At 67.7% G+C, this 24,339-nt stretch carries 17 protein-coding genes; 4 read left to right on the forward strand and 13 right to left on the reverse strand.

The features are described from left to right. Positions 1–162 precede the first annotated feature (162 nt). The 7 genes from ACV095_RS01280 to ACV095_RS01310 all read right to left on the reverse strand — a co-directional run bounded on the left by ACV095_RS01280 (position 163) and on the right by ACV095_RS01310 (position 10,453). Positions 163–3,009: an ATP-binding cassette domain-containing protein gene (locus tag ACV095_RS01280; protein ID WP_478222739.1), complete on the reverse strand. Its 2,847-nt coding sequence runs from the start codon at positions 3,007–3,009 to the stop codon at positions 163–165. Further along, positions 3,006–3,566 carry a hypothetical protein gene (locus tag ACV095_RS01285; RefSeq protein ID WP_051081384.1) on the reverse strand — a complete coding sequence of 187 codons (561 nt, stop codon included), beginning with the start codon at positions 3,564–3,566 and terminating at the stop codon, positions 3,006–3,008. The genes ACV095_RS01280 and ACV095_RS01285 overlap by 4 nt, the downstream gene beginning before the upstream one ends. 180 nt (positions 3,567–3,746) lie before the next feature. Beyond that, positions 3,747–5,309, reverse strand: coding sequence for an APC family permease (locus ACV095_RS01290; RefSeq protein ID WP_018769944.1), 1,563 nt, complete (start codon positions 5,307–5,309; stop codon positions 3,747–3,749). Between the two features lie 147 nt (positions 5,310–5,456). After that, entirely contained in the window at positions 5,457–7,097 is a 1,641-nt protein-coding gene (locus ACV095_RS01295; protein WP_478222740.1) for a GMC family oxidoreductase, read from the reverse strand. Continuing rightward, positions 7,098–8,636 (reverse strand): aldehyde dehydrogenase family protein, encoded by a 1,539-nt coding sequence (locus ACV095_RS01300; RefSeq protein ID WP_478222741.1) that lies wholly within the window; start codon positions 8,634–8,636, stop codon positions 7,098–7,100. Positions 8,637–8,733: 97 nt separating this feature from the next. Further along, positions 8,734–9,360, reverse strand: coding sequence for a TetR/AcrR family transcriptional regulator (locus ACV095_RS01305; RefSeq protein WP_478222742.1), 627 nt, complete (start codon positions 9,358–9,360; stop codon positions 8,734–8,736). 115 nt (positions 9,361–9,475) lie between these two features. Beyond that, on the reverse strand, positions 9,476–10,453 hold the full coding sequence (locus ACV095_RS01310; protein WP_478222743.1) for a transporter substrate-binding domain-containing protein: 978 nt from the start codon (positions 10,451–10,453) through the stop codon (positions 9,476–9,478). 415 nt (positions 10,454–10,868) lie between these two features. On the opposite strand from ACV095_RS01310, the gene ACV095_RS01315 reads away from it, so the two are divergent. Further along, positions 10,869–13,310, forward strand: coding sequence for a PxKF domain-containing protein (locus ACV095_RS01315; protein ID WP_478222744.1), 2,442 nt, complete (start codon positions 10,869–10,871; stop codon positions 13,308–13,310). A 96-nt stretch (positions 13,311–13,406) separates the two neighbouring features. Here ACV095_RS01315 and ACV095_RS01320 read toward each other — a convergent pair whose 3' ends face one another. Further along, positions 13,407–14,105, reverse strand: coding sequence for a type 1 glutamine amidotransferase domain-containing protein (locus ACV095_RS01320; protein ID WP_134164999.1), 699 nt, complete (start codon positions 14,103–14,105; stop codon positions 13,407–13,409). Positions 14,106–14,129: 24 nt separating this feature from the next. Further along, positions 14,130–15,002, reverse strand: coding sequence for an aldo/keto reductase (locus tag ACV095_RS01325; protein WP_018769950.1), 873 nt, complete (start codon positions 15,000–15,002; stop codon positions 14,130–14,132). Between the two features lie 143 nt (positions 15,003–15,145). On the opposite strand from ACV095_RS01325, the gene ACV095_RS01330 reads away from it, so the two are divergent. The 3 genes from ACV095_RS01330 (at position 15,146) to ACV095_RS01340 (ending at position 20,552) form a co-directional block, all read left to right on the forward strand. After that, a complete protein-coding gene (locus ACV095_RS01330; protein ID WP_223992913.1) occupies positions 15,146–16,135 on the forward strand; it encodes an LLM class flavin-dependent oxidoreductase in 990 nt (329 codons plus the stop codon). A gap of 219 nt (positions 16,136–16,354) precedes the next feature. Next, positions 16,355–18,985 (forward strand): trehalase-like domain-containing protein, encoded by a 2,631-nt coding sequence (locus ACV095_RS01335; protein ID WP_478222745.1) that lies wholly within the window; start codon positions 16,355–16,357, stop codon positions 18,983–18,985. Between the two features lie 64 nt (positions 18,986–19,049). Further along, positions 19,050–20,552, forward strand: coding sequence for an MFS transporter (locus ACV095_RS01340; RefSeq protein WP_478222746.1), 1,503 nt, complete (start codon positions 19,050–19,052; stop codon positions 20,550–20,552). A 37-nt stretch (positions 20,553–20,589) separates the two neighbouring features. Here ACV095_RS01340 and ACV095_RS01345 read toward each other — a convergent pair whose 3' ends face one another. The 4 genes from ACV095_RS01345 to ACV095_RS01360 form a co-directional block, all read right to left on the reverse strand. After that, positions 20,590–21,735, reverse strand: coding sequence for an FAD-dependent oxidoreductase (locus ACV095_RS01345; protein WP_478222747.1), 1,146 nt, complete (start codon positions 21,733–21,735; stop codon positions 20,590–20,592). Between the two features lie 42 nt (positions 21,736–21,777). After that, positions 21,778–22,704 (reverse strand): AEC family transporter, encoded by a 927-nt coding sequence (locus ACV095_RS01350; protein WP_026265877.1) that lies wholly within the window; start codon positions 22,702–22,704, stop codon positions 21,778–21,780. Positions 22,705–22,755: 51 nt separating this feature from the next. Continuing rightward, a complete protein-coding gene (panD, locus tag ACV095_RS01355; protein ID WP_026265878.1) occupies positions 22,756–23,181 on the reverse strand; it encodes an aspartate 1-decarboxylase in 426 nt (141 codons plus the stop codon). Positions 23,182–23,350: 169 nt separating this feature from the next. Continuing rightward, the gene (locus ACV095_RS01360) at positions 23,351–24,265 is read right to left on the reverse strand and encodes a LysR substrate-binding domain-containing protein (RefSeq protein WP_018769957.1); all 915 of its coding nucleotides are present in this window, start codon (positions 24,263–24,265) and stop codon (positions 23,351–23,353) included. Between the last annotated feature and the right edge of the window lie 74 nt (positions 24,266–24,339).

Here is a 24,339-nt window from a genome sequence, read left to right on the forward strand (position 1 = left end):
CATGGGACAGCTCTTCATGCCTCTCATGATCGAAGAGCTTGTAGTGATGAGATCAGGGTCACAGGAGCTGCAACAAAAGCGCGAGATTTTGAAGATAACCATGCGCAAGGATGCATGATTCATCCACAGCTCATGCCAACGCAACCATCTTTCGGCGGGTCCTCAGGCCCTGAGTTGTAGCGGGTCCACGACGTGGGTGGGCTGGGGCCGCGCGGCCTGCCCACCCTCGCCGGAGACCGGCTTCACGCGCCGCAGCGAGGCGAGAATGGCGCGGCCCACCACGGCGATCCCGATCACCGTGGTGACGGCGCGCAGGGTGTCCCAGCCCGCCGTCGACGTCAACAGCGAGTAGAGCAGGAAGCTGCTGAGGTTGGTGGCCAGCGGCGCGCCGGACACGTAGGAGATGCCGGTGCCGGCACCCACGGCGAAGGGCCAGAACCACAGGTTGGTCAGCAGCCCGAACAGGTACGACGCCACCACGCCGTACCCGGCCAGCATCCACAGCTCTGCCCTGCCGCGCACCCGGCGGGGGAGCAGCCCGGCACCGGCGCCCACCCAGGCGCAGGCGAAGACCTGGAACGGCGTCCACGGCCCAACGCCACCCCACAGCACACTGGAGACTGCGATGGTGGCGGCGCCGAGGAGCAGGCCAAACCGTGGACCGAACGCCCGGCCCGCCAGGATCAGCAGGATGAAGACCGCCTCCACGCCGCCGACGCCGGTGCTCGCCACCCGGACAGCGGAACCGACGGCCGCCAGCACGCCCAGCAGTGCCACCGTGTGTGCCGAGCGGACGGACCCGTCCAGGGACACCACGACGGCGACGGCCGCCAGTGGTGCGATGGCCAGCGCAGCGTAGGGGAGGGCAGCGGTGGCATCCTGCGGCACGGCGGCGGCGAGCAGCGGCCAGCAGAAGGCCGCCAAGGCCAGCAGGTTTGCAGCCGCGAGGACTGCCAGCTCGAGCACCCGCGGCATCCGGGGGCGCCGGGGCTTTGCAGCGTCCCGTGGGCCAGCCTGCTCGTTGAGGGTCGCTGGCTGTGGCCTCGTTGCTGCCGGCCGCGATGGGAGGACAAGCGGTTCAGGGCTGATGGCTGCTTTGGCTGACGGCGCCACGCCGTCCCGCATCGGCAGGATCCGGGCGCCCAGGCCGCGGGCAAACTCAAGGTCGTGGGTGGCAATCAGGACTGCGGCGCCGTCATCCGCCGCCGCCCGCAAAGCCGCCGAGACAGCCGTCCGCGCCGCGGGATCCAGGCCGCGCGTGGGCTCATCGATCAGGAGGACCTGCGGGCTGTCCATGGTCTGCAGCGCGATGGCGAGGATCCTGCGCTCACCGGCAGAGAGGTCCCGGGGATGCTCGTGGCCAATGGCGATCTGCACGCCTCCCCGCAGCCGGGCCAGGCGTGCCGCCGCAAAGCCGGGGACGGGCTGCCCGCCCTTCTTCCCACGGGCATCCTTCTTCCCACGGGCCAGGCGCCGCTCGGCCGCACGGAGCTCTCCGGACACGGTGTCCCTGGTGAAGAGGTCGTCCGAGGCGTCCGGCACCAGGGCCACCCGGCCGCCGTCGAGCACTCCTTTGTCAGCAGCTCCCTCACCCAGGGTCAGCGCCACCAGGAGGGAGGACTTGCCGGCTCCGTTCGGCCCCACCAGTGCCACCACTTCACCGGGGTGGAGGGCCAGGGACGCGTCGCGCACCAGCGGCGTACCTTTGTGGTGCACGGCGAGGTGGGCCGCCGTCAGCACCGGCGCGGAGCCGGCCACCTCCCGCGCCGGACTGTCACCGGAAGGCACCGGCGCCGCGGGCGGCGCAGAACCCTGCACCAGCGCGCCGCCGTCAATGGTCCACCATGCATCGGCGACGGGGGCGAGTGCTGACGCCCGGTGCTCCGCCACGATGACGCAGACGCCGTCGCCGGCGAGTGCGTTGAGCACTGCGATGACGCGTGCGCGGGCTGCCGTATCAAGATCCGCCAGGGGCTCGTCCGCCAGGAGAAGCTTTGGATGGTCCACGACGGCGGCGGCGATGGCCACCAGCGTCGCCTCACCGGCCGAGAGGGTGCTGACATTCCGGTCCAGCAGTGCCGGGATTCCGATCCGCCCGGCCACCTCCAGCACCCGCGCCTGCGCGGCGGCGGTCGGCACGCCGCGCAGCTCAAGGGCCAGGGCGATTTCATCCCGGACCCGGGTGGTGGCGAAGGCCGCCCGGGGATTCTGGAGGACGGTGCCGATGAGGCGGGCGGTGTCCCGCGGCGGTGTGGCGGCGCGGTCCAGTCCGCCGGCGAGAACGGTGCCGGAAACCGCTCCGCCGTCAACGTGGGAGAGCAGGCCGGCGATGCCCCGCAGGATGGTGGATTTTCCGGAGCCCGTGGGCCCGGTGATCACAATGACGGAGCCGGGCATCGGCGCGAACCCGTCAACCGTTACGCAGGTGTCCCCAATCCGGAACTGTGCGTTCCGGACGATAAGCGGCGGGCCGCCGTCGAGCCCTGGCTGGTGCGCTGCCCGGCTCCCGAAACCGCGCAGTTCCAGGGCTGCGGCAACCCGCCCGGCGTGCTCCAGGGTGCGCTCCAGTATGGGGACCAGGGCGCGGGGGCCGAAGCGTTCGCCCCGGAGCCGGAACGCCAGGCGCACGGAGGCCACGGCGTCGGACAGAGCGGGGAGGGCCGCCCATGCCACCACCAGCATCCGGGCCACGCCCTGCAGCGGGCCGCCGCGGGCCAGCCGCACGAAGCCGCGGGACACATCAACCCACGCGTTGAGCAGGCCGAAGCCGAGGATGGTTGCGGCGATGGGCAGGGCGGACAGCGCCGCCTGCCAGAGGCCCGGCGCGGTGACCGGACCGAGGAAGACTACATGGGCATACGGGGCGGGAAGCCGCAGCGGCGGCAGGTCGAGCAGGACCGGGCTGCCGGTGCCCGCCCCATTGAAAAGGACGCGGTAAATGACCCGCGCCGCGATGAACACAGCGGCGAGGACTGCCGCTGCGCGCAACGGCGCGGGCCGGAAGGTCATGCCGCGGGCGCGGCCGGCTCGCCGTCGACCGTGAAGAGCAGTTCCAGGCTCTCACCGGGGCTCACCTTCAAGGTGGCGAGGCCTTCCTGTGCGTAGGCCCATTCACCGGAGGCGGGCTTGACCCAGAGACCCCAGTAGGCGAAAGCGGCGGGCATGCCCTTGCACTCTTCGCGGTAGGTGCCGTCCTTGTGCTTGATGTCGAAGTCGGCGGCGGGCACGCCGTTCACGCGGCACACGATTTCGTTGGGGTACTGGGTGGTGCCCTCGGTCTTGACTTTTGCCTCGTCGAGCACCTTGGACGCCACGGTGGGTCCGTCCACGGACACGCAGGTGGAGGTGTCCGCAGCGGCCTGCTTCAGGGCGCCGGAATCGACGATGACCTTAACCCCGGCGCAGGGGCCGGCTGTGGTGGACGCGGCGCTGGCAGAAGCTGGGGAAGCGGGCGCAGAGGCGCTTGGCTGGGTGGCGGCCGGGGTGGAACAGCCGGCGAGGGTCAACAGGAGACCGGCGGCGGCGAGGGAGCCCGCGGCGGCGGTACGAATCTTAGTCAAAGTCACCTATCAAGGGTAGGGCGTTGCCGCTCCGGATCAGGAGGCCGCTTCCTTGTGTGACGACCGGCCTCAACATGGCGGTGGCCGGAGGCGCAGAAAAGGCCGACGACGGCACTCACGTGAGTGCCGCCGTCGGCCCCTTCCTTTGTATGCGCTGCTGCAGCGGACCCTGCTGCAGCAGCAGCCCTATGGCACCTGCACGTCCACCAGGTGGTGCTCCCCGGAAGCGGCGCGTGTGGCGCTCGACGACGGGTGGGCAGCCACGGCTGCGGCGTGCTCGGCCAGTACCCCTGTCTGGTGGCGGATCTTCAGGCGGTAGAGGAGGGTCCCGCCAATGATGACGGCGGCCACGAACATCACGCCGCCCCACTGCAGGTACCACTCGAACGGGGGCACCGAGTTGTAGATTTCCGGGCGGGGCCACACCAGGTTCACCGTCATGGCAGCGCCCCACAGGACGGCCAGGATGTTCACGGGAACGCCCCACTTGCCCATGCAGAACCCGGGCTCGGAAACGTCATCAGCCAGCGGCCATTTCCTCAGGAACCGCTTGCGCAGCAGGGGAACCGTGACCAGGAGGTAGGACAGGTAGATCAGCACGATGCTGATGCTGGACAGGATGGTGAAGATGGCCGGCTGCATCACGTTGACCAGCAGCGGGATGACGGCCATGATTCCGATGACGATGGCGGCGACAGTGGGGGTCCGGCGGACCGGATCCACCTTGCTGAGCTGCCGGCTGAAGGGCAGGTTGTTGTCGCGGGCCATGGCGAACATCATGCGGATGGCGGCGGCGTGGACGGCCAGGGTGCAGACCACCACGGCCACCACGATGCAGGCCAAGAAGGCCTTGCCGAACGGGCCGCCCAGGACGGAGAGCACGATGTGCTGCAGCCCGCCGTCGGCCGCCCCCACCTGGGGGTCGCCGAGGTCCGGCGCGGCCAGGATGCCGAAGAGCAGGATTCCCCCGCCCAGCAGGAACGATGCCGTAACGGCGCGCAGGATGGCCTTGGGAGCGGTCTTCTTGGGATCCTTGGTTTCCTCGCCCAGCGAACTGGCAGTGTCGAAGCCGTACATGACGTAGCCGGAGGCCATGGCGCCGATCAGGAAGACGCCGAAGAAGCCCAGGTCGTGGCCTTCGCCGAAGCCGTTGGTCTGGAAGAAGACCTCTGGGCCGCGCACCACATGCCAGCCCAGCGCGAGGATCAGCAGCACGGCCGCGATCAGCTCCACGAAGACACCGATGCTGTTGATCCTGGTCATCAGCTTCACGCCGAACGCGTTGATGAGGGTGGAGATGGTGATCATGATGGTGGCCAGCACCACGCCGTTCATGGCGAAGTCGTAGGGGCCGGTGCCGTCACCAACGAACTGGAAGCCAGACCAGAGCTGGGGCAGGGTTATCTGCAGGGCCAGGGCCACGGAGCCCAGCGCCATGATGGAGGACAACAGCAGCAGCCAGCCGGCCAGCCAGGACGAGGTCCCGGACGCCAGGCGCTTGGCCCAGTTGTAGACCGAACCCGCAACCGGGTAGCGGCCGGCCAGTTCGGCAAAACACAGGGCCACCATCAGCTGGCCGACGAACACGATGGGCCAGGACCAGGCGTACGCCGGGCCGGCCATGGAAAAACCAAAGTAGAACAGTTGGAAAACACCGGTGAGGATGGAGATATAGCTGACACCTGCGGCGAAGCTGGCAAACTTGCCGATGCTCCGGTCAAGGGTCTGGGTGTAGCCGAATTCATCCATGCCGCTTGAATCAATACTCTTGCTGGGTTCCAATATGGACTCCTAGATCAGAAAAGCACGATGGGACCGGCCGCCCTGGGGTGCGGCGGAATAACGAGGGTGGGGGCCGCCGCTGTTGGGGAAGTGCGGCCCCCTAAGACCTGCCGCTCAGGCGAGGGATGTGGTGAGCTCCTTTTCTTCCATGGCGTCTTCGACCGTGCGGTCCGCGCGGATCAGATCGGCACAGCGCTCGCCGATCATCATGACGGTGATGTTGGGGTTGACGGTGACGTGTTCGGGCATGACGGACGCATCGGCGACGCGGAGGCCGGTGACGCCCTTGACCCGCAGCCCGGGATCCAGCGGCGACATGTCGTCGTCGGCCGGGCCCATGCGGACGGTGCCCACCGGGTGGTAGACGGTGTTGTGGGTCTTGCGGATGTAGTCCTGCAGCTCTTCATCCGTCTGCGCCTCGATGCCGGGCGACAGTTCCCGGCCGGTCCATTCCGCCATGGCGGGCTGGCTGGCGATTTCACGGGCCTTGCGGATGCCGGCCACCATGACGCGCATGTCGTGGCCGTCGGGGTCCGTGAAGTAGCGGGGGTCCACCATCGGCTTGTCGCGGAAGTCGCGGCTGCGCAGCCGGACGGTGCCGCGGGAGCGGGCGTGCGTAACGTTGGGGGTGAGGCTGAAGCCGTTCTCCGTGGTGGGGTAGCCGTGCCGCAGCGTGTTCATGTCGAACGGGACGGAACCGTAGTGCATCATCAGGTCGGGGCGGTCCAGGCCGTCCTCGGTGGGGGTGAAGATTCCGATCTCCCACCACTGCGTTGAGGTCTGCACCATGGGCTGTTTTGCCTCGAACTGGACCACGCCCTCGGGGTGGTCCTGCAGGTGCTCGCCCACGCCGGGGGAGTCCACCAGGACGTCGATGCCGTGCTGTTCAAGGTGCGCTGCCGGTCCGATGCCGGAGAGCATGAGCAGTTTGGGGGAGTCGATGGCGCCGGTGGACAGGACCACCTCGCGGTGTGCGGAGAGCCGGTGGGTGCGGCCGAAGGCCGAGTCCACCACGTCCACACCGGTGCAGCGCTTGGCCGCATCGAACACCAGCTGGCGGGCGCGGAGGCCGGTCAGCAGGGTGAAGTTGGGCCGGTCGATGATGGGGTGGATGTAGGAGACGGAACTGGAGGCGCGCGTGCCGTCCGCCCGGCGGTTGATCTGGAAGAAGTTGGCGCCGTTGACCACGGTGGTGCCGGTGTTGAACTTGGCGCGGGGAATTCCCGCCTGCTCGCAGGCGTCCAGAAGAGCGACGCCGGCAGGATCCGCCGGGGGCACGTTCATCAGGTGCACGGGGCCGGAGTCCCCGTGGTGGGGTGCGTCCGGGCCGGCGTCCTCGTTGGTTTCCAGCCGCTTGTACAGCGGCCAGGCCGCGTCGGCATTCCAGCCGGCGGCGCCGTACTTGGACTCCCACTCGTCCAGGTCCTCCCGTGGCGCCCAGAAGGCGATGCACGAGTTGTGGCTGGAACAGCCGCCCATCACCTTGGCACGGGCGTGGCGCATGAAGGAGTTGCCGTTTTCCTGCGGTTCCACCGGGTAGTCCCAGTCGTAGCCGGATTCCAGCAGCTCCATCCAGCGGTCCAGCTGCAGGATCTCGGGGATGTTGCGGTCGTCCGGGCCGGCCTCCACGAGGGCCACGGTCACGTCCGGGTCCTCGCTCAGGCGTGCGGCGACGGCGGCGCCGGCGGATCCGCCGCCGATGACGATGTAATCGAACGAGCGCTCGCTGAGGTCCTCGATGTTGTCGAAGTGCATCTAGTTCTCCTTGCCGTGGTCAGCGAACCAGCCGGTGACCTGCGGGCTTGTGTTCTGGTAGATGTGCTTGGCTTCCTGGTACTCCGCCAGGCCCGTGGGGCCCAGCTCGCGGCCGACGCCGGACTGGCCGAAGCCGCCCCACTCGGCCTGGGGGAGGTAGGGGTGGTAGTCGTTGATCCAGATGGTGCCGTGCCGCAGCCGTGACGCCACGCGCTGCGCCTTGCCGGCGTCCTGGGTCCAGACGGCGCCGGCCAGGCCGTAGATGGTGTCGTTGGCGGTGGCCACGGCTTCGTCCTCGGTGCGGAAGGTTTCCACTGTCACCACGGGGCCGAACGCCTCGTCGGTGACCACGGACATGCCGCGCTGCACCTGGTCCAGGATGGTCGGCTGGTAGTAGAACCCGCCGTCGTACTTCTCCCCGGAAGGTGCCGCGCCGCCGGTGCGGAGCCGCGCGCCCTCCTGGATTCCGCGCTGGACGTACGCGTGCACCTTGTCCCGGTGGGCGGCGGAGATCAGCGGGCCCGTCTCGGCGGCATCGTCAAAGGGGCCGCCGAGCCGGATGCCCTGGGCGCGGCGGACCAGCTCGTCCACGAAGCGTTCGGCGATGGATTCCTCCACCAGCAGCCGGGCGCCTGCCGAGCAGACCTGCCCGGAGTGGACGAAGGCACCGTTGAGGGCGTTGTCCACGGCGGCGTCGAAGTCCGCGTCGGCAAAGACCACGTTGGGGTTCTTGCCGCCCAGCTCCAGCGCCACCTTCTTGACGGTGGCTGCGGCGGCGGCGGCGATCCGCTTGCCGGTTTCCAGGCCGCCGGTGAAGGAAACGAGGTCGACGGCGGGGTGTTCCGAGAGCGGTGCGCCCGCCTCGGCGCCGGGTCCGGTGACCAGGTTGGCCACGCCGGCGGGCAGGCCAAGGTCCTTCAACAGCTGCATGGCCATGATGCTGGTGGAAGGGGTCAGCTCGGACGGCTTAAGGACGAAGGTGCAGCCGGCGGCCAGCGCGGGGGCGATCTTCCACGCCGCCTGGAGCAGGGGGTAGTTCCATGGTGTGATCAGGCCGCAGACGCCAACGGGTTCGTAGACGATCCTGCTCACGACGCCGGGGTCCCCGGCGTCCACCACCCGGCCGGCCTGCTGCCCTGCGAGCCTGCCAAAGTACTCAAAGCAGGCGGCGATGTCGTCCATGTCGATGCGGCTCTCGACCATGCGCTTTCCGGTGTCAAGGGACTCGGCCCGGGCGAACTCTTCCCGCCGTTCCCGCAGCCCGGCAGCGACCTTGAGGAGGAAGGACCCGCGCTCTGGTGCCGGGACGGAGGACCAGGCGCCGGAGTCGAAGGCGGCGCGGGCCGCGGCAATGGCGCGTTCGGCGTCTTCCCGGCCGGCCTCGGAGACCGTGGCCACCAGCTCGCCGTCTGCCGGGTTGCGGATCTGGCGCACGGCGCCGGATGCCGCCGGCTCCCACGCGCCGTTGATGAACAGGGAGGACGCTGCGTCCGTTGTGGTGCTCTCGACGGCGTCCAGGGTTGGTGTGGCGTATGTCATAGGAAGGACAGTAATGCACGTTGAACGAGTGTTCAATACTTTTTTGAACACTCGTTCAATGTTACTTTCGGGCCGTCTGCGCCCGGGAGCAGGCGGGTTAGCGCGGGCTGGGCTCCTGCCCGCCGGCCCCTTCATCCTGGACCGGCGCGAAGGCAATCTGTTCCGTGCGCTGGATACTTCGCTGGATGGCGGCATTGTCCACCCCGAGCAGTGCGGTCAGCCACATGCCGTTCTGGATGACCACGATGTCCGATGCGCGCTCCCGGCATGCCTCCCAGGAGAGCCCTGGCCTGGCGCTGGATACCAGTGCTGCGAGCCCGTCGATGTAGCGGTCGAAGGCGGCGGCGTTGATCTGGGCGTAGTCCTCGTCGGCCTGGGCGAGGGCCCAAAGGTGGAGGCGCAGGGACAGGTAGCGCGTGGTCAGCAGGTCGGCGCCGGCAACCCGCCGCAGGGCCTTGCGCAGCTGTTCATCCGGGGGCATGGACGGATCGGGGGCGACGAGCAGAAGGTCATGCTCATCCACCCGGCGCAGGGCTGCCCGGATCAGGGTGGTTTTGTCGTCGTAGTAGTAGTTGACCAGGCCCAGCGCCACGCCGGCTTCCCGCGCCACGGACCGCATGCTCACTCCGGAAATGCCGTGCCGGGACAGCAGGTCCATGGCCGCCTCGAGTATGCGCGTCTGCCTGTCCACTTGTTCGCCGGAGTTAACGGCACTGGTCCCCATCTGGCCAGACTATTGCCTAACCGGCCGGGAGCGCACTTTCGCGGATCCGCACTCAAACAGAAGAATCCCCGCCCTGCTGCCGGCAGGGCGGGGATTCCTTCGTCGGCAGGCTGCCTTATTTCTTGGGCAGGCCCGCCGGGTTCAGCTCGGACTTCTGGATGGCCTCGGAGGAGAGGCCCCAGCGGTCCAGGATTTTGGCGTAGGTGCCGTCCTCGATCAGGTGGTTCAGCGCAGCCTGGGCGGCCAACGCCAGGCCGTTGCCCTTCTTGGTGGTGAAGGCGATCTGTGCCGTCAGCGGCCAGCCGCCGTTCAACGTGCCCACCTGCTTCGTCTTTCCGTCCTGCGCTGCCTTGTACGCGGCAGCCGCGTTGGGGCCGAACGTCAGGTCAGCACGGCCCGACTGAAGGGCCAGGCTCGAGGCGGAGTCGTCGTCGTAATACTGGAACTGGACCGGCGCCAGGCCGTTCTTCTTGTTCTCCTCGTCCCAGCGCACCAGGATGGCTTCCTGGTTGGTGCCGGATCCAACGATGATCTTCTTGCCGGCTACATCCTTGGCTTCCTTGATCTCACCGATGCTGGAGTCGTTCTTGGCGTAAAAGCCCAGCAGGTCATTTCGGTAGGTGGCGAAATCGAACTTCTCCTTCCGCGCCTCGGTGACGGTCACGTTGGAAAGCACGGCCTCGTACTTGGCAGACTCCACGCCCAGCGGCCAGACTGCCCACGCCACAGGCAGGACCTCCACGTCCAGGCCCAGCGCCTCGCCCACCGCGTAGGCGATGTCCACCTCGCTGCCAATCAGGGTCTTGTTGTCCGTGGCGAACAGGCTGAGCGGCGCCGCCCCGCCGGTGGTCACTACGGTCAGCTTGCCGTCCGCTTTGATGGCCTCCGGCACCAGGGCCGCCGCGGACGGGTCTTTGGTCGCTGTGATGCGGTTCTGATCCGGGGACAGGTTGAAGGTCTTGCCACTGGCGTTGGTGGCGGACGACGACGGTGCCGTCGCCGCCGAGGCGCCGGGATCGGAGCAGGCAGCCAGTCCCAGCAGGGCTGAGACGGCCAGGGCAACGACGGCGGCCGGCTTGGGCTTGATGGCCATGATTCCTCCTTGGAAAGGGGGTGGAGATGCAACGGAATGTGCGCGTTGCAGCAACTATCCGGCAGCCGCCGACAGCGAATCAAAGCCCCCGAAACGCTGGGATACAGGAAGTAACGGCGGTTAACCGGAGGACCGCGGCGGTCACATTTCAGCCCAGCCCGGGCCACTACCCCCATGGCGCGTCACAGATCCATCAGAAAACGAGTACCCGGCCGGAAAAGACAGGTGGTGACTACGCGTGTTCTCCGCCCGTGCCCCAACTTACGGTGAGATACGCTGCGGCCCGGATGGGCTGCGGGCAAATGAGGGAGGCACAAACATGAATCATTCGCCGGGTGGGAAGACTGCAACTGGGGGGACGGGCCTGCTTAGGCGAACCAGCACCAGGACAGCGGCGGCAGTAGCTGCGGGAAGCATGCTGCTTGCGGGCGGTGGGGTGGCTTACGCCGATGACATTTTCAACAACCTTGACGGCACGGTTGACTCAGTGGCAGAGCTGATGCCGCTCAACGTCGGCGGTGCCAACGGCAGCACTACGCTGGCAGTGGCGCCTACGGGCAGCGATGGCAAGAGCGGCTGCAACCTGACAGGTGCAACCACGCTCACGCTGAACCTCAGCTCCAGCAACCCTGCCGTCGCCACGGTGTCCCCGTCGTCGGTGACCTTCACGTCATGCGGTGACACGAAGTCCTTGACCGTCACCCCGGTCAGCGCCGGTTCTGCCACCGTGAGTGCAAGCCAGGCAAGCAACAACAGTGGCGGAACCTTCAACCTTGCCCCAGCCACGTTCACGGTGAACGTGGTTGCCCCCGCGCCGTCCAACACGGCGCCCAAGCTCAATATCACCGGCGTCACCGCTGGCGCCTCGTATCCGAAGGGCGCCGTTCCTGCCGCAACCTGCAGCGTGACTGACGTTGAGGACGGCAACAGCTCCTTCCCGGCAACCTTCGGTGCCGTCTCGGGCGCCGACGGAGCCGGCGGTGTCGGCACGCAGGAAGCCAGCTGCAGCTACACGGACAAGGGCGGACTCACCGTAGCCAGCTCCGTTACCTACGGGATCACTGACGGGTCGGCTCCCGTCATTTCCTATACCCTGTCGCCCACTACGCCGGATGGCTCGAACGACTGGTACAAGAGCGCTGTCGCCCTGCATTGGACGGTGACAGAAAGCGATTCTTTGAGCACCCTCAGCAAGACGGGGTGCCAGGACCAGACCATCGCCGCGGACCAGGTGGCTACCGACTTCAGCTGTTCCGCCTCCAGCTCCGGTGGGACTGCGGCCACTCAAACCGTCAACCTGAAGAAGGACGGCACCGCCCCCACGGTTGGTTTCACAGACGCAACGGGAACCGCCGGCACCAACGGCTGGTACACGTCCGACGTGGATGCCACATTTACCGGATCGGATGCCACTTCGGGATTGCTGACCTCATCACAGAAGGTGACCTCCTCCGGCGAAGGACCGGCAGTCCAGGTAAACAGCCCGTCTTTCACTGACATTGCGGGCAACACCGCCGCGGAGGGCGCGGCTTCACACACCTTCAAGATCGACAAGACGGCTCCGGAGGTAAGCTACGCCGATGAAACCGGAACCGCCGGCACCAACGGCTGGTACACCTCCGATGTCCAGACGGACTTCAGCGCCACGGACCTGATCTCCGGACCGCTCACCGCAACGCAAACTGTAACCTCTGCCGGGGAAGGCGAGGCGGTGACGGTCCAGAGTCCGGCGTTCACCGACAACGCGGGCAATACCACCGCCGCTGGTGCCGTTTCCCGGTCATACAAAATCGACAAGACCGCACCGGATGTCAGCTACGCCGACGTTGCGTTCGGCACCCTGGGCCTGAACGATTGGTACGTATCGGACGTCGAGGCCCGCTTTACAGCCACGGACAAGACATCGGGGCTGGCTGTCTCCTCCCAGACGGCAACCTCCAGCGGTGAGGGCTTGGACGTGTTGGTACCGAGCCCTGCCTTCGTCGACAACGCCGGCAACACCACACCCACCGGGGCCACCACCAAGTCGTTCAGGATTGACAAGACCGCGCCGAAGGTCGCCTACAGCGGGGCCACGACGCAGGCCAACAGCAACGGCTGGTACAACACAGACGTCACTGCCACCTTTACAGGAACTGACGACGTGTCAGGTCCTGCCTCCGCAACCCAGTCACGGACCACCACCGGCGAGGGTGGGACGGTGACCGTGAACAGCCCGGCCTTCACGGATGGCGCCGGCAACACCACTCCTGAAGGCGCCACCTCGGCCACCTTCAAGGTCGACAAGACGGCGCCCGCCGTTTCCTTCGACTCGATCGTGGGGGACAGCTTCTTTGGCTCCACCGCCGCCAAACCCACCTGCACGGCAACGGACAGCGGCGGTTCGGGCCTCTCGGGCAGCTGCGCGGTCACCGGCTATGACACCAAGAACGGGACGCACACGCTCAAGGCAACGGCAACCGACCTGGCCGGTAACACCACAACGGTGGAGCAGACCTACACGGTCAAGGCCTGGACGCTGAAGGGGTTCTACCAGCCGGTGGACATGAACGGTGTCCTGAACACGGTGAAGAACGGCAGCACGGTTCCGGCGAAGTTCGAGATCTTCGCCGGTGCTACCGAGCTGACTGATCCGGCACTTGCCAAGTTCACCACCAAGCAAGTGGCCTGCTCGCTCCTGAGCCCGATCGACGACATCGAAACCACAGCCACCGGCAACACCTCGCTGCGGTACGACGCCACGTCAGGACAGTTCATCTACAACTGGAAGACGCCCGCCACGGCCGGCAGCTGCTACACGCTGACCATGACGGCGAACGACGGCAGCTTCATCAGTGCGAACTTCAAGCTGAAGTAGCACTGCCGGGCCGGCGCCCAATGACGCGCGCCGCAAGGAGGGGACCAGTTCATTGCGAACTGGTCCCCTCTTTTATGGCCGTTTGTGCTTGCTGAACTAGCTCAGGGCAGCCAGGACTTCCTTGGCCACGTCCTCGCTGGACTGCGGGTTCTGCCCGGTGATGAGGTTGCCGTCGCGGACCACGTTGGAGGACCAGGCGGCACCGTTTTCGATCACCGCGCCCTTCTCCTTCAGCGCATCCTCCACCAGCCACGGGGTGTTCTCCCCGGTCCCGCCGCCCAGCTCCTCCTCGTTGGTGAAGACCGTCAAACGCCGGCCCTTGAAAGCGAACCCGCCGTCGTCGTCCGTTGCACTCAGCAGCCCCGCCGGACCGTGGCAGAACGGCGCAATGATCTTGCCGTCCCTGTTGGCTGACACCAGCAGGCGTCCCAGGTCGGCGTCCTGGTACAGGTCCGCCATGGGGCCGTGGCCGCCGGGCATCACCACGGCGTCATACGCTGCGGCGTCGACGTCGGCCAGCACCAGCGGGTGCGCCAGCTCGCCGTCGATCTTTTCCAGGTAGTCCCGGAAGCCCTGTGCCCGGTCCTCGCCACCCGCCGATTCGGCAGCCAGGCTGACTTGGTCCACGGTGGGCTTCCGGCCGCCGGGGGTTGCGATGTGGACGGTGTTGCCGGCCTGCGTCAGGGTCTGGTGGGCCACCACCAGTTCCTCTGCCCAGTAGCCGGTGGGGTGCTCGCTGCCGTCCTTCATGGTGAGGGAATCCGCGGCCGAGACGACCATCAAAATGTTTGCCATGGTGTTTCTCCTGTCTCTGATGCTCTACTTGCCGGCCGCTTCAAGCTCCGCGTACGTATCGTCATCGAGCGTGATGCCTGCGGCGGCCATGTTCTCTTCGAGGTGCTGCACGGAGCCGGTGCCGGGGATGGGCATCATCACGGGGGAGCGGCGCAGCAGCCAGGCCAGGGCCACCTGGGAGGTGGTGGCGCCAAGGCGCTTGGCGGCCTCATCCAGCGGTCCGCCGGGCCGGGCGAGCTCGCCGGCGGAGATCGGCGCCCACGGGATGAAGCCGATTCCGTTCTCCTCGGAGTAGCGCAGCACGTCCTCGGAGCTGCGGTCCGTCAGGTTGTAGCGGTTCTGGACGGTGGACACCGTGAAGTGCTTTCCGGCGGCTTCGAGTTCGGCCACGCCCACCTGGGACAGGCCCAGGGCGCGGACCTTGCCTTCGTCCTGGAGCTCCCGCAGCACGCCGAACTGCTCCTCGGCGTCCACCTTGGGATCGATGCGGTGCAGCTGCAGCAGGTCCAGTGTGTCCACCTTCAGCTTGCGCAGGCTCAGTTCCGTCTGCTGGCGCAGGTATTCCGGCCGGCCAACGGGAACCCATTTGTTGGGCCCCGTGCGTGTGAAGCCCACCTTCGTGGCGATCTTCAGCCCCTCCTTGTAGGGGTGGAGGGCCTCGGCAATGATTTCCTCGCTGATGTTGGGGCCGTACGAGTCGGCGGTGTCAATGAAATCCACGCCGAGTTCGACGGCGCGGCGCACCACGGCCACGGCGGCCTGCCGGTCTGCGGGCTCACCCCAGACGCCGTCACCCACAATGCGCATGGCACCAAAACCCAGCCGGTGCACGGTTCCCAGGTCCTTGAGGTCGATCGTTGCGGACAGTTCCAGCTGCTTCGTTGAATCATGGCTCATAGGGGCGGCAACCTCATCAGTATGCTGAGTATTCCCCAGCTCACAGAAATAAGGCGGGGCCCGCCGTCGTTATGCATCACGTGCCCGCCGCAATCCGGCCGGCACCCCCCCCTACGAAACATTTTGAAAGGCCGGCACCTGACGTGACTCTTCCCCTCTCCATCCTTGACCTGGCAACCATTGGCAAAGGCCAGACGGCGGCGGAGAGTTTCGCAGGCAGCGTGGCCATGGCGCAGAGCGCCGAGAAGCTGGGCTACCGGCGCGTCTGGTACGCCGAGCACCACAACATGTCCTCCATCGCCTCCTCCGCCACCAGCGTGCTGATCGCCCATGTGGCGGCGCACACCGAAAGCATCCGGCTGGGCGCCGGCGGCGTCATGCTGCCCAACCATTCCCCGCTGACCATCGCAGAGCAGTTCGGCACCCTGGAAACGCTGCACCCCGGACGGATCGACCTGGGCCTGGGCCGGGCCCCGGGCAGTGACCAGAACACCATGCGGGCGCTGCGCCGGGACCCGATGTCCGCCGACAGCTTCCCGCAGGACGTCCTTGAACTGCAGGGCTACCTGACCGGCCCCACCCGCATCGAGGGCGTCGAGGCCACCCCGGGCAAGGGGACCAACGTGCCGCTGTACATCCTGGGCTCGTCCCTGTTCGGCGCCCGCCTGGCCGCGCAGCTGGGCCTGCCCTACGCCTTCGCCTCGCACTTCGCCCCCGCCGCTTTGCAGGACGCGGTGGCCATCTACCGCAGCGAGTTCAAACCGTCCGCCCAGCTGGACGCGCCGCACGTGATCGCCGGCGTCAACGTCATCGCCGCCGACTCCGCGTCCGAGGCGCAGGCCATGTTCCAGGCCACCAAGCGCGCCCGCGTCTCCCTGTTTTTCGGCGGCGGCCGCGAATTCACCGACGACGAGGCGGACATGATCCTGGACTCGCCGCAGGGACGCCACATGGCACAAATGATGACGTACTCCGCAGTGGGGACGCCCGACGTCGTCATTGACTACCTGGACAGCTTTGGAAAGCACGCCGATGCAGACGAACTCATCGTGGCGCACCAGAGCCCGGGGACGGAGGCGCGCCTGCGGTCCGTGGAACTCCTGGCCGAGGCGGCCGGGCTGGTCCGGGTGTAGCCGCTGTGGTTTGCCGGCCGGTGCGCAACATGCAACGCCACTCGGTCGGTCGGACTTTTACACATACGCAATGAAGGGGACTTCCGGGGGTAACTGCCCGGGCTGAGGATGGGATGTGCCCCGGGTCATCCACCCGGAACCCCGGGGCGCCAACCGGTAGCCCGCGGACCGTCCGTGCGGCTGTGTTCCCGGCCTGGCCCTGCCTCAAAGGGGTTTTGGATGCCGACGCCATTGAACCAGAGCGTGGCGGATTCCGCGCTGCTCACCCGGTCCCTTCCGCTGGACATGCTGCGCGCCTTCATCCAGTCCGATGCGGCGGACAACGGGCTGACCCCCGCCCTGCTCACGGAACTCAAGGTGCTGGCCCGCGTCCCCAGCCTCCTGGTGGCCTGCAATTACGGCGGAACGCTGTGCGACGCCGAAGGCATTTCCACCGAGACGCTCCCGCTGGGCAGCGCGGCCATTGCGCTTCGTGCGCTGGCAGCGCTGCCCAATACCCATGCGGCGATCATCTCGGGCCGCTCACTGCGTGACCTGGCAGCGGTGTCACGGCTGCCCGCGGAGGTGCACCTCATCGGTTCGCACGGCGCCGAAGCGGACATGGGGTTCGCCCACGCGCAGACCCTGGCCACCGAGTCCGTCCTGCAAAAGGTCAATGCCGCCCTCAACGAGGCCGTCGGCTTCCACGAGGGCATCTGGATCGAACGCAAACCGGTGGCAGTTTCGGTGCACACCCGGCCGGCCCGGCCGGACGTGGTGGCGACCGTGACGGAAATTTCCCGGCAGATCGCTGCTGCCCACGGGCTGTTCTTCATTGTGGACGGCTCCGTGCTGGACCTGTCCGTGGTGGAACCGTCCAAGGGCGAGGCCTTGGAGACCCTCAGGTCCCGGCTGGGGGCCAGCGCGGCCATGTTCGCCGGGGACGCCGCCAGCGACGAACTGGCCATCGCCACCCTGCGCGGGCCCGACCTCGGGCTGCACGTGGGCCCGGGCGAGACGGCAGCACCGCACCGCCTCCGCGACCCCCAATCCTTCGCCCGCGTCCTGGCGTTCCTCTTCGAACTGCGGCGGGCGTGGCTGTTCGGGGAGGACGCGGTTGGCCTTGAACGCCACTCGATGATCGGCAACGGCTCCTCCACCGCGCTGCTGACGCCCGACGCGAAGATCTGCTGGATGAGCCACCCTCTGCCGGACTCCGGTTCACTGTTCGCCCACATTTTGGGCGGCGATGCCGCCGGGCACTTCTCGGTGGAACCGGTCAAAGCCTCCCAGGTGCTGGGACAGCGCTACGTGGACAGCACCATGATTGTCGAAACCCGCTGGGCGGACGTCACGGTCACCGACTACCTGGAGCCCGCACCGGAAGGCATCACCAGCCTGGTCCGGGTGCTGACGGGCCACGGCGCAGCCAGGATCACGTTTGCTCCGCGGCCGGACTACGCCAACGCCCCGTTCAGCATGGAGGCGCGGGGCGGGGAACTGCATGTGCTGGGCACCTCGGAGCCCATCATCCTGTTCGCGCCGGGCGCCGCGTTCAGCATCACCTCGGACGGCCGCCATGCCACGGCAACGGCATCCGTCAACCTCCAGGACGGGCCCGTGGTACTTAACCTCCGCTGCGGGGACACCGAACCGCAGTCCGCGGACCCCGGCGGGGAGACGGAACGGCGGGCCCGGGTGGCGCTCCATGCCCGGCAGTGGGTGCAGAACCTTTCCCTGCCATCGGTCAAGCCCTCGCTGGTACGGCGGTCGGCGCTGGTGCTCCGCGCCCTGGTGCATGAACCCACGGGCGCCGTACTCGCGGCCCCCACCACTTCCCTGCCCGAGGGAATCGGCGGGACCAGGAACTGGGATTACCGGTACTGCTGGCTGCGGGATGCCTCCATGACCGTCAATGCGCTGGTGGACCTGGGCTCCACGGCGGAGGCAGCCGGATTCCTGGGCTGGCTGGGCCGGATCCTCGAACACGCACCCGGCCCCGAATGGCTGCACCCCCTTTACTCGGTGACGGGCGCGCCGCTGTCCACGGAAGCCGTGGTCGACAGCCTTCCCGGGTACGCGGGCTCCCGTCCGGTGCGGATCGGAAACGCGGCGGACCACCAGGTCCAGCTGGACGTCTTTGGGCCGGTGGCCGAACTCATCCACTCGCTGAGTGAACGCGAGGGCGCGCTCGCCGACGACTACTGGGAGCTGATGATCCAGATGGCCTCGGCGGTCCTGGCCCGCTGGCATGAGCCGGACCACGGGATCTGGGAAGCCCGGCGGGCGGCACGGCATCACGTGTATTCAAAGGTGATGTGCTGGGTGACCCTGGACCGCGCGCTGCGGACCGCGGCGCGGCACGGCCGGGAGCCGGACCCGGCCTGGGCGCCGGCGGCAGCCACGATCCGTGCGGAAGTGCTCCGTGAGGGCTGGGACGAGTCCGCGAAGTCCTACACTGTTGCCTACGACAGCCCGGACCTGGATGCCGCCGTCCTTCACATCGGTCTCTCCGGCCTGCTGGACGTCACGGACCAGCGTTTCCTGGACACCGTCACCGCCGTGGAGCGGGAGCTGCGGGTGGGGCCAACGGTCTTCCGCTACAGGTACGACGACGGGCTGCCGGGCCTGGAGGGCGGGTTCCACATCTGCACCACCTGGCTGATCGAGGCGTACGTGGCCGTGGGCCGCATCGATGAGGCCTGGGACCTGTTTGACCAGCTGGTGAACCTTTTCGGCCCCACCGGGCTGCTCCCCGAGGAATACGACCCCGGCACCGAGACCCACCTGGGCAACCATCCGCAGGCCTACTCGCACCTGGGTTTCATCCGCTGTGCCCGGCTGCTGGACGAACACCAGGGCAGGAGATAGTCGGCTCCCGTCGTGGGTACGTAGAGTGGAGGTAACAGGGACCCACATTACTGAAACGAGACTGATGACGACCGCCCGCGCCCAGGGAGTGGGGTTCCGGTCCGAACGCGGACCCATCCTCATCGCACTGATGCTGTCCACGGGACTCGTGGCCATCGACTCCACCATCGTGGCCACGGCCGTGCCGTCGATCGTCCGTGACGTGGGCGGCTTTTCGTCCTTCCCCTGGCTGTTCTCCGCCTACCTGCTGGCGCAGGCAGTCACGGTACCCATCTACGGAAAACTTTCGGACATGGCGGGCCGCAAGCCCATCATCCTGACCGGCATTGGCCTGTTCCTGCTGGGTTCCGTGCTGTGCGGCGTCGCCTGGAGCATGCCGTCGCTGATCGCCTTCCGGGCCCTGCAGGGACTGGGCGCCGGCGCGGTGCTTCCGGTGTCCATCACCATCGCGGGCGACATCTACACCCTGCAGGAGCGCGCCAAGGTCCAGGGCTACCTGGCCAGCGTGTGGGCTGTTTCCTCGGTGGTTGGCCCCAGCCTGGGCGGCATTTTCTCCGCGCTGGGCATCTGGCGCGGCATCTTCCTGGTCAACGTTCCGCTCTGCCTGCTGGCCGGGTGGATGCTGGTCCGCACGCTCCACGAAAACGTGGAACGTGCCAAGCACAAGGTGGACTACGCCGGCGCCGTGCTTTTGGCCGGCTCGCTGGGGCTGCTGATCCTCGGCGCCCTCCAGGGCGGCCAGGCCTGGGCCTGGAATTCGCCCATCAGCATTGGCGTCTTCGTGGTGGGCGCAGTCCTGCTGGCCGCGTTCCTCCTGGTGGAGCGGCGCGCGGCCGAACCCATCCTGCCCTCCTGGGTGGTATCGCGGCGCCTGCTGGCCACCACCGCCCTGGTGTCCTTCGGGGTTGGCACGGTGATGATCGGCCTCACCTCCTACGTGCCCACCTTCCTGGAGGGAGCACTGTCTTCCTCGCCCCTGGTGGCCGGCCTGGCCCTGGCAGCCCTGACCCTCGGCTGGCCGCTCAGCGCTTCGCAGGCCGGCAGGTTCTACCTGCGCATCGGCTTCAAGTCCACGGCCCTGATCGGCATCGCCATTTCCGTGGCGGGCCTGCTGATCCTGTCGCTGACCGCCGGCGCCCCCAACGTTGCGCTGATCGCCGTCAGCTGCTTCGTCGTCGGGCTCGGCCTGGGCCTGCTGGCCACGCCAACCCTGATCGCCGCTCAGTCCAGCGTCCCCTGGCATGAACGCGGCGTGGTGACCAGCACCAACATGTTTGCCCGCTCCATCGGCAGTGCGCTGGGCGTGGCCGTGTTCGGTGCCGTGGCCAACGCCATCTACGGCCGCAGCAGCGGCGGCGAGGGGGACCCCGCCACCGTGGTGGCCGCGTCCGGGGCTGTGTTCCTGGCCGCGCTGGTGGCCGGGTTGCTGACCGTCGCGGCGGTGCTGGCCATGCCCGCCGTCAAGGCCGAAACAGCGGAGCCTGCCGCAGAACCTGTGGAGGAACCTGTCGATCCGGAACCCGTGTCCAGCCCCGAAGGCGGCTCCAGCCATGGCCGCGCCGTCTAGTGGAATGCCGGCTGGCGCGATGCCCGCCGGGGGATGACTACCGGGAGGCTCGGAAGATCGACGGCGCGGGCCGGGCCCCGGTGGCAAGGTCGGCCAGGATCCGTCCGATGACGGGGGTGAACTTGAAGCCGTGCCCGGAGAAGCCGGCGCCGATCACCACAGGCCCCACCCGGTCCAGGATGAAGTCCTCGTCCGGGGTGGTGGTGTACGTGCAGCTGATGGCCTCGAGGTCATCGGGGTCGACGCCGGGCAGCCACTGCCGCGCGTAGTCCTGCAGCGCTGCCAGCTGCGTTGGTTCGGGCCGGAAGTCGCGGTGGTCCGGGTCCACCACGGGTCCCACCCCATGCCAGCCGGCCTTGATGCCCTCGCCCGGAGTCTGCATGCCATAGACAGGGGAGTACCAGCCCCGGTAGTCCGGACCCGGATAGTGGTTGAAGCCGGGCCACACGGCGCCGGCGTCCGCCACCCGGAAATGCGCAGGCTGCTCCTGCGTCACCCGGAGCCGGGGTAGGCGGATCCTGCCAGCGTCCGCGTCTGACGCGTTGCCGGAGAGAATATCCAGCAGCTTCCCGGTCCAGCCGCCTGCCGTCACCACTGCCTGCGCTGCCGTAACCACCTCGGTGCCCGCAGCCGATTCGAGCGTCAGCCGCACGCCGTCGTCGAGCACCACAAAGTCCACCACCTTGGTGTGGTGCCTGATCTCGGCGCCCCGGGCGGTGGCCAGCCGCTGGAAGGCGGGCAACGCGGCTTCCGGGTTGAGCTGGCCGCCGTCGGGCATGTGCAGGACCTGCTGGTCGAAGCGGATGCCGCGCCACCGTTCATGCGCCTCGGCAGGGTCCAGGAACTCGGCCCGGATCCCGGCAGCGGTGAGGGCAGCCGAAACCTTTTGGAGGTCCCCGCCGGGGCCGTGGTTGACGATCCCGGTGCGCGCCAGCAGCTGTGTGCCGCTTTCCTGCTCCAGCTCGTCCCACAGGGCCAGCCCCTCGGCCAGCATGTCCACGTACTCGGGCCGGTGGTAGCCCGGGTTCAGGTTCCGTGTTGCCCCGTGGGATGCGCCGATCCTGTGCCCGGGACCGAACTGCTCCACCAGCGTTACCTGCCGGCCGCGGCGGGACAACGCCCACGCGGCGGCGGAGCCCATGGCGCCGCCGCCGATCACCACGGTGTCAAGAACAGTGTTCATCAGCCCTCCAAGCTGGGTGTGCGGTTCAACAGATTCACAGGCTTATGCCAACAAAAGCGCGACGCCGATCATCGCCGGCACTGCCACCACGGTGGTGATTAGCACGGTGTCCTTCGCCACGGTGAGCCCCGTCTGGTACCTGCTGGCGGCCACGAACACGTTCTGCGCGGTGGGCAGGGCCGACGTGACCACCACCGCGAACAGGGCATGGCCGTCCATCCCCAGCGCGAAGCGCGCGAAAACATAGGCAAGGGCCGGCTGGACCACCAGCTTGAAGCCGCTCGCCAGCAGGGTGTCCACGCGCCGCCCGGCCGAAGCCTGCAGCGGGCGGGTGCCGTTCAGGCTCATCCCGAAAGCGATCAGCATGGCGGGAATCGCCGCGCCGCCAATGAGGTGGATGGGTTCCATCACCAGCGCCGGAACCTGGAATCCGGTACCGGCCACCAGCAGCCCCAGGCCGGAGCCCACAATCATGGGGTTCCGCAGGATCATCAGGAGGAAGCCCAGGGCAGTGGTGCGGTGCGTGCTGGTGCTCGAGTCGAGGATCATCAGGAACATCGGGGTGAAGAACGCCAGCTGGAAGATCAGCAGCGGGGCCACGTAGCTGGCATCGCCCAGGACATATACCGCGATGGGAATACCCAGGTTCGCCGAGTTGGCCAGCGATGCTGACATGGCGGACATCAGCGATTCGGGGAGCGCCCGCTTCAGCCAGAACCTGGCGAGGGCGAAGAAGATGCCGGCGGTGGTGATGGCCGCCGCCGCGGTAACCAGCAGCGGTTCGGCGAATACTTCCTGCAGCCGGGCCTTGCTGAGGGTTTCGAAGAGCAGCGCCGGGCTGGCGACGAAGAAGGTGAGGCCGCTGAGTACGGGCCGGGCGTTGTCGCCCAGGATCCTCCGCCGGCCCACGAACCATCCCACCAGGATGATGCACCAGACCACGAAGAACCCGGCCAGCACCCCTAGCAAGGATCAGCCTTTTGGGCGCACTGGAGTAAAGGACCGGGTTGCACGCTCCGGTTACAGGGTGGCGTTGTTAAGCGCGAAAGGGGGGCGCATCATCCCGGGGGTGAGGCCCTCTGCGGGATCGTTGCCCAGCTGGATCATCCGGTTGTTTTCATCCACATGGACCACGCGGGGCTCGTAGGCCTTGGCCTCTTCGGTGGTCATCTGGGCGTAGGTGATGAGGATGACAATGTCGTTCTCGTGCATGAGGTGCGCCGCTGCACCATTGATGCCGATCACGCCGGAGCCGCGCTCACCGGCGATGGTGTAGGTCTCAAGCCGCGCGCCGTTGGTGACGTCCACAATGGACACCAGCTCGCCGGGGAGGATGTCGGCGGCCTCGAGCAGGTCAAGGTCCACGGTGACCGACCCAACGTAGTGCAGGTCGGCGTGCGTGACGGTGGCCCGGTGGATTTTGGACTTGAACATTGTTCGATTCATAACGGCTCCAGTCTAGACCTGCGGCCTTCTGCCCGCAGTGACGCAGGAAACACAAGAGTCACGTACGCTGCTGCGCAGTGATGCCGGGGATCGCTGCGCAAGGGGGGCGCACCTGCGCAACGACGTGCTGTGTGGCGGCGCAGGGAAGGGTGCGTACGACGGCGGCCGGTCACCCGGCGTCGTCCCTTGCCACTGCGGCGGCGGCCGCAGCCAGGGTCTCCCGGGCGGCCAGGATGGCCGGGCGCTGGGCGCTGGAGCGGCGGACCGAGGTGAAGATGGTGCGGTGCGGCTTGCCGGGAAGCTCCAGCAGCTGGGCCGTGGTGCCGCGGCCGGTCCACACCAGGTCCGGCATCAGGGCCACGGCATTGCCGGACTCGATCAGGCGTGCCTGGGCCTGCAGGTCTGCGGTCTCAAAGCGGACATCGGGCTCGAAGCCGGCGCTGCGGCAGGCCTGTTCCGCCCAATGGCGCGACGCGGCACCCCTCGGTTCCATGACCCAGGCGAGGTGCGCCGTGTCCTCGATTCCGCGAATGGCCGGGCCGCCGTCGGACGCCGGGGGGACCGCCAGCCGGATGGCGTCGGTGGTCAGCTTTACCCGGTCCAGCTCCGGATAGCGCGGGGCGGCGTGCCCGGGGTATTGCTCGGCGATGACCAGGTCGAAGTCCCGCGCCCATGTCTCATGCAGCGCGGTCTCGGGCTCGCGCTGGATCATCTCGATCCGGACCTCGGGGTAGGCGGTGGCCATGCGGGTGAGGGTGTCCGGCATCAGGGCCAGCGCCGCGGACTGGAACACGGCAATCCGCACCGTCCCCGTGACTGTGGTCAGGGACGCGGCCAGGTCCGCTTCGGCCTGCTCCATGGTTTCCAGCAGCTGCGCCGTGTGCGCCACGAGCACCTCCGCCTGGGGTGTCAGCTGCACCCGCCGCCCGGTCTTCCGGAGCAGTTCCACGCCCACTTCCTTCTCCAGCAGGGCCAGCTGCTGGGATACCGACGACGGGCTGTACTGCAGTGCCTCAGCCACCTCTGCCAGCGTCCCCCGGATGCTTAACTCGCGGAGCAGCCGAAGCCTGCGGACGTCAAGCATGATGGATTCCTAACTGAAACTAATGAATATAGGTTAGAAGTAGTCACTTTATCTAACGCAACCGCGCACGCATA

The sequence above is a fragment of the Arthrobacter sp. JDC6 genome, assembly GCF_056484025.1.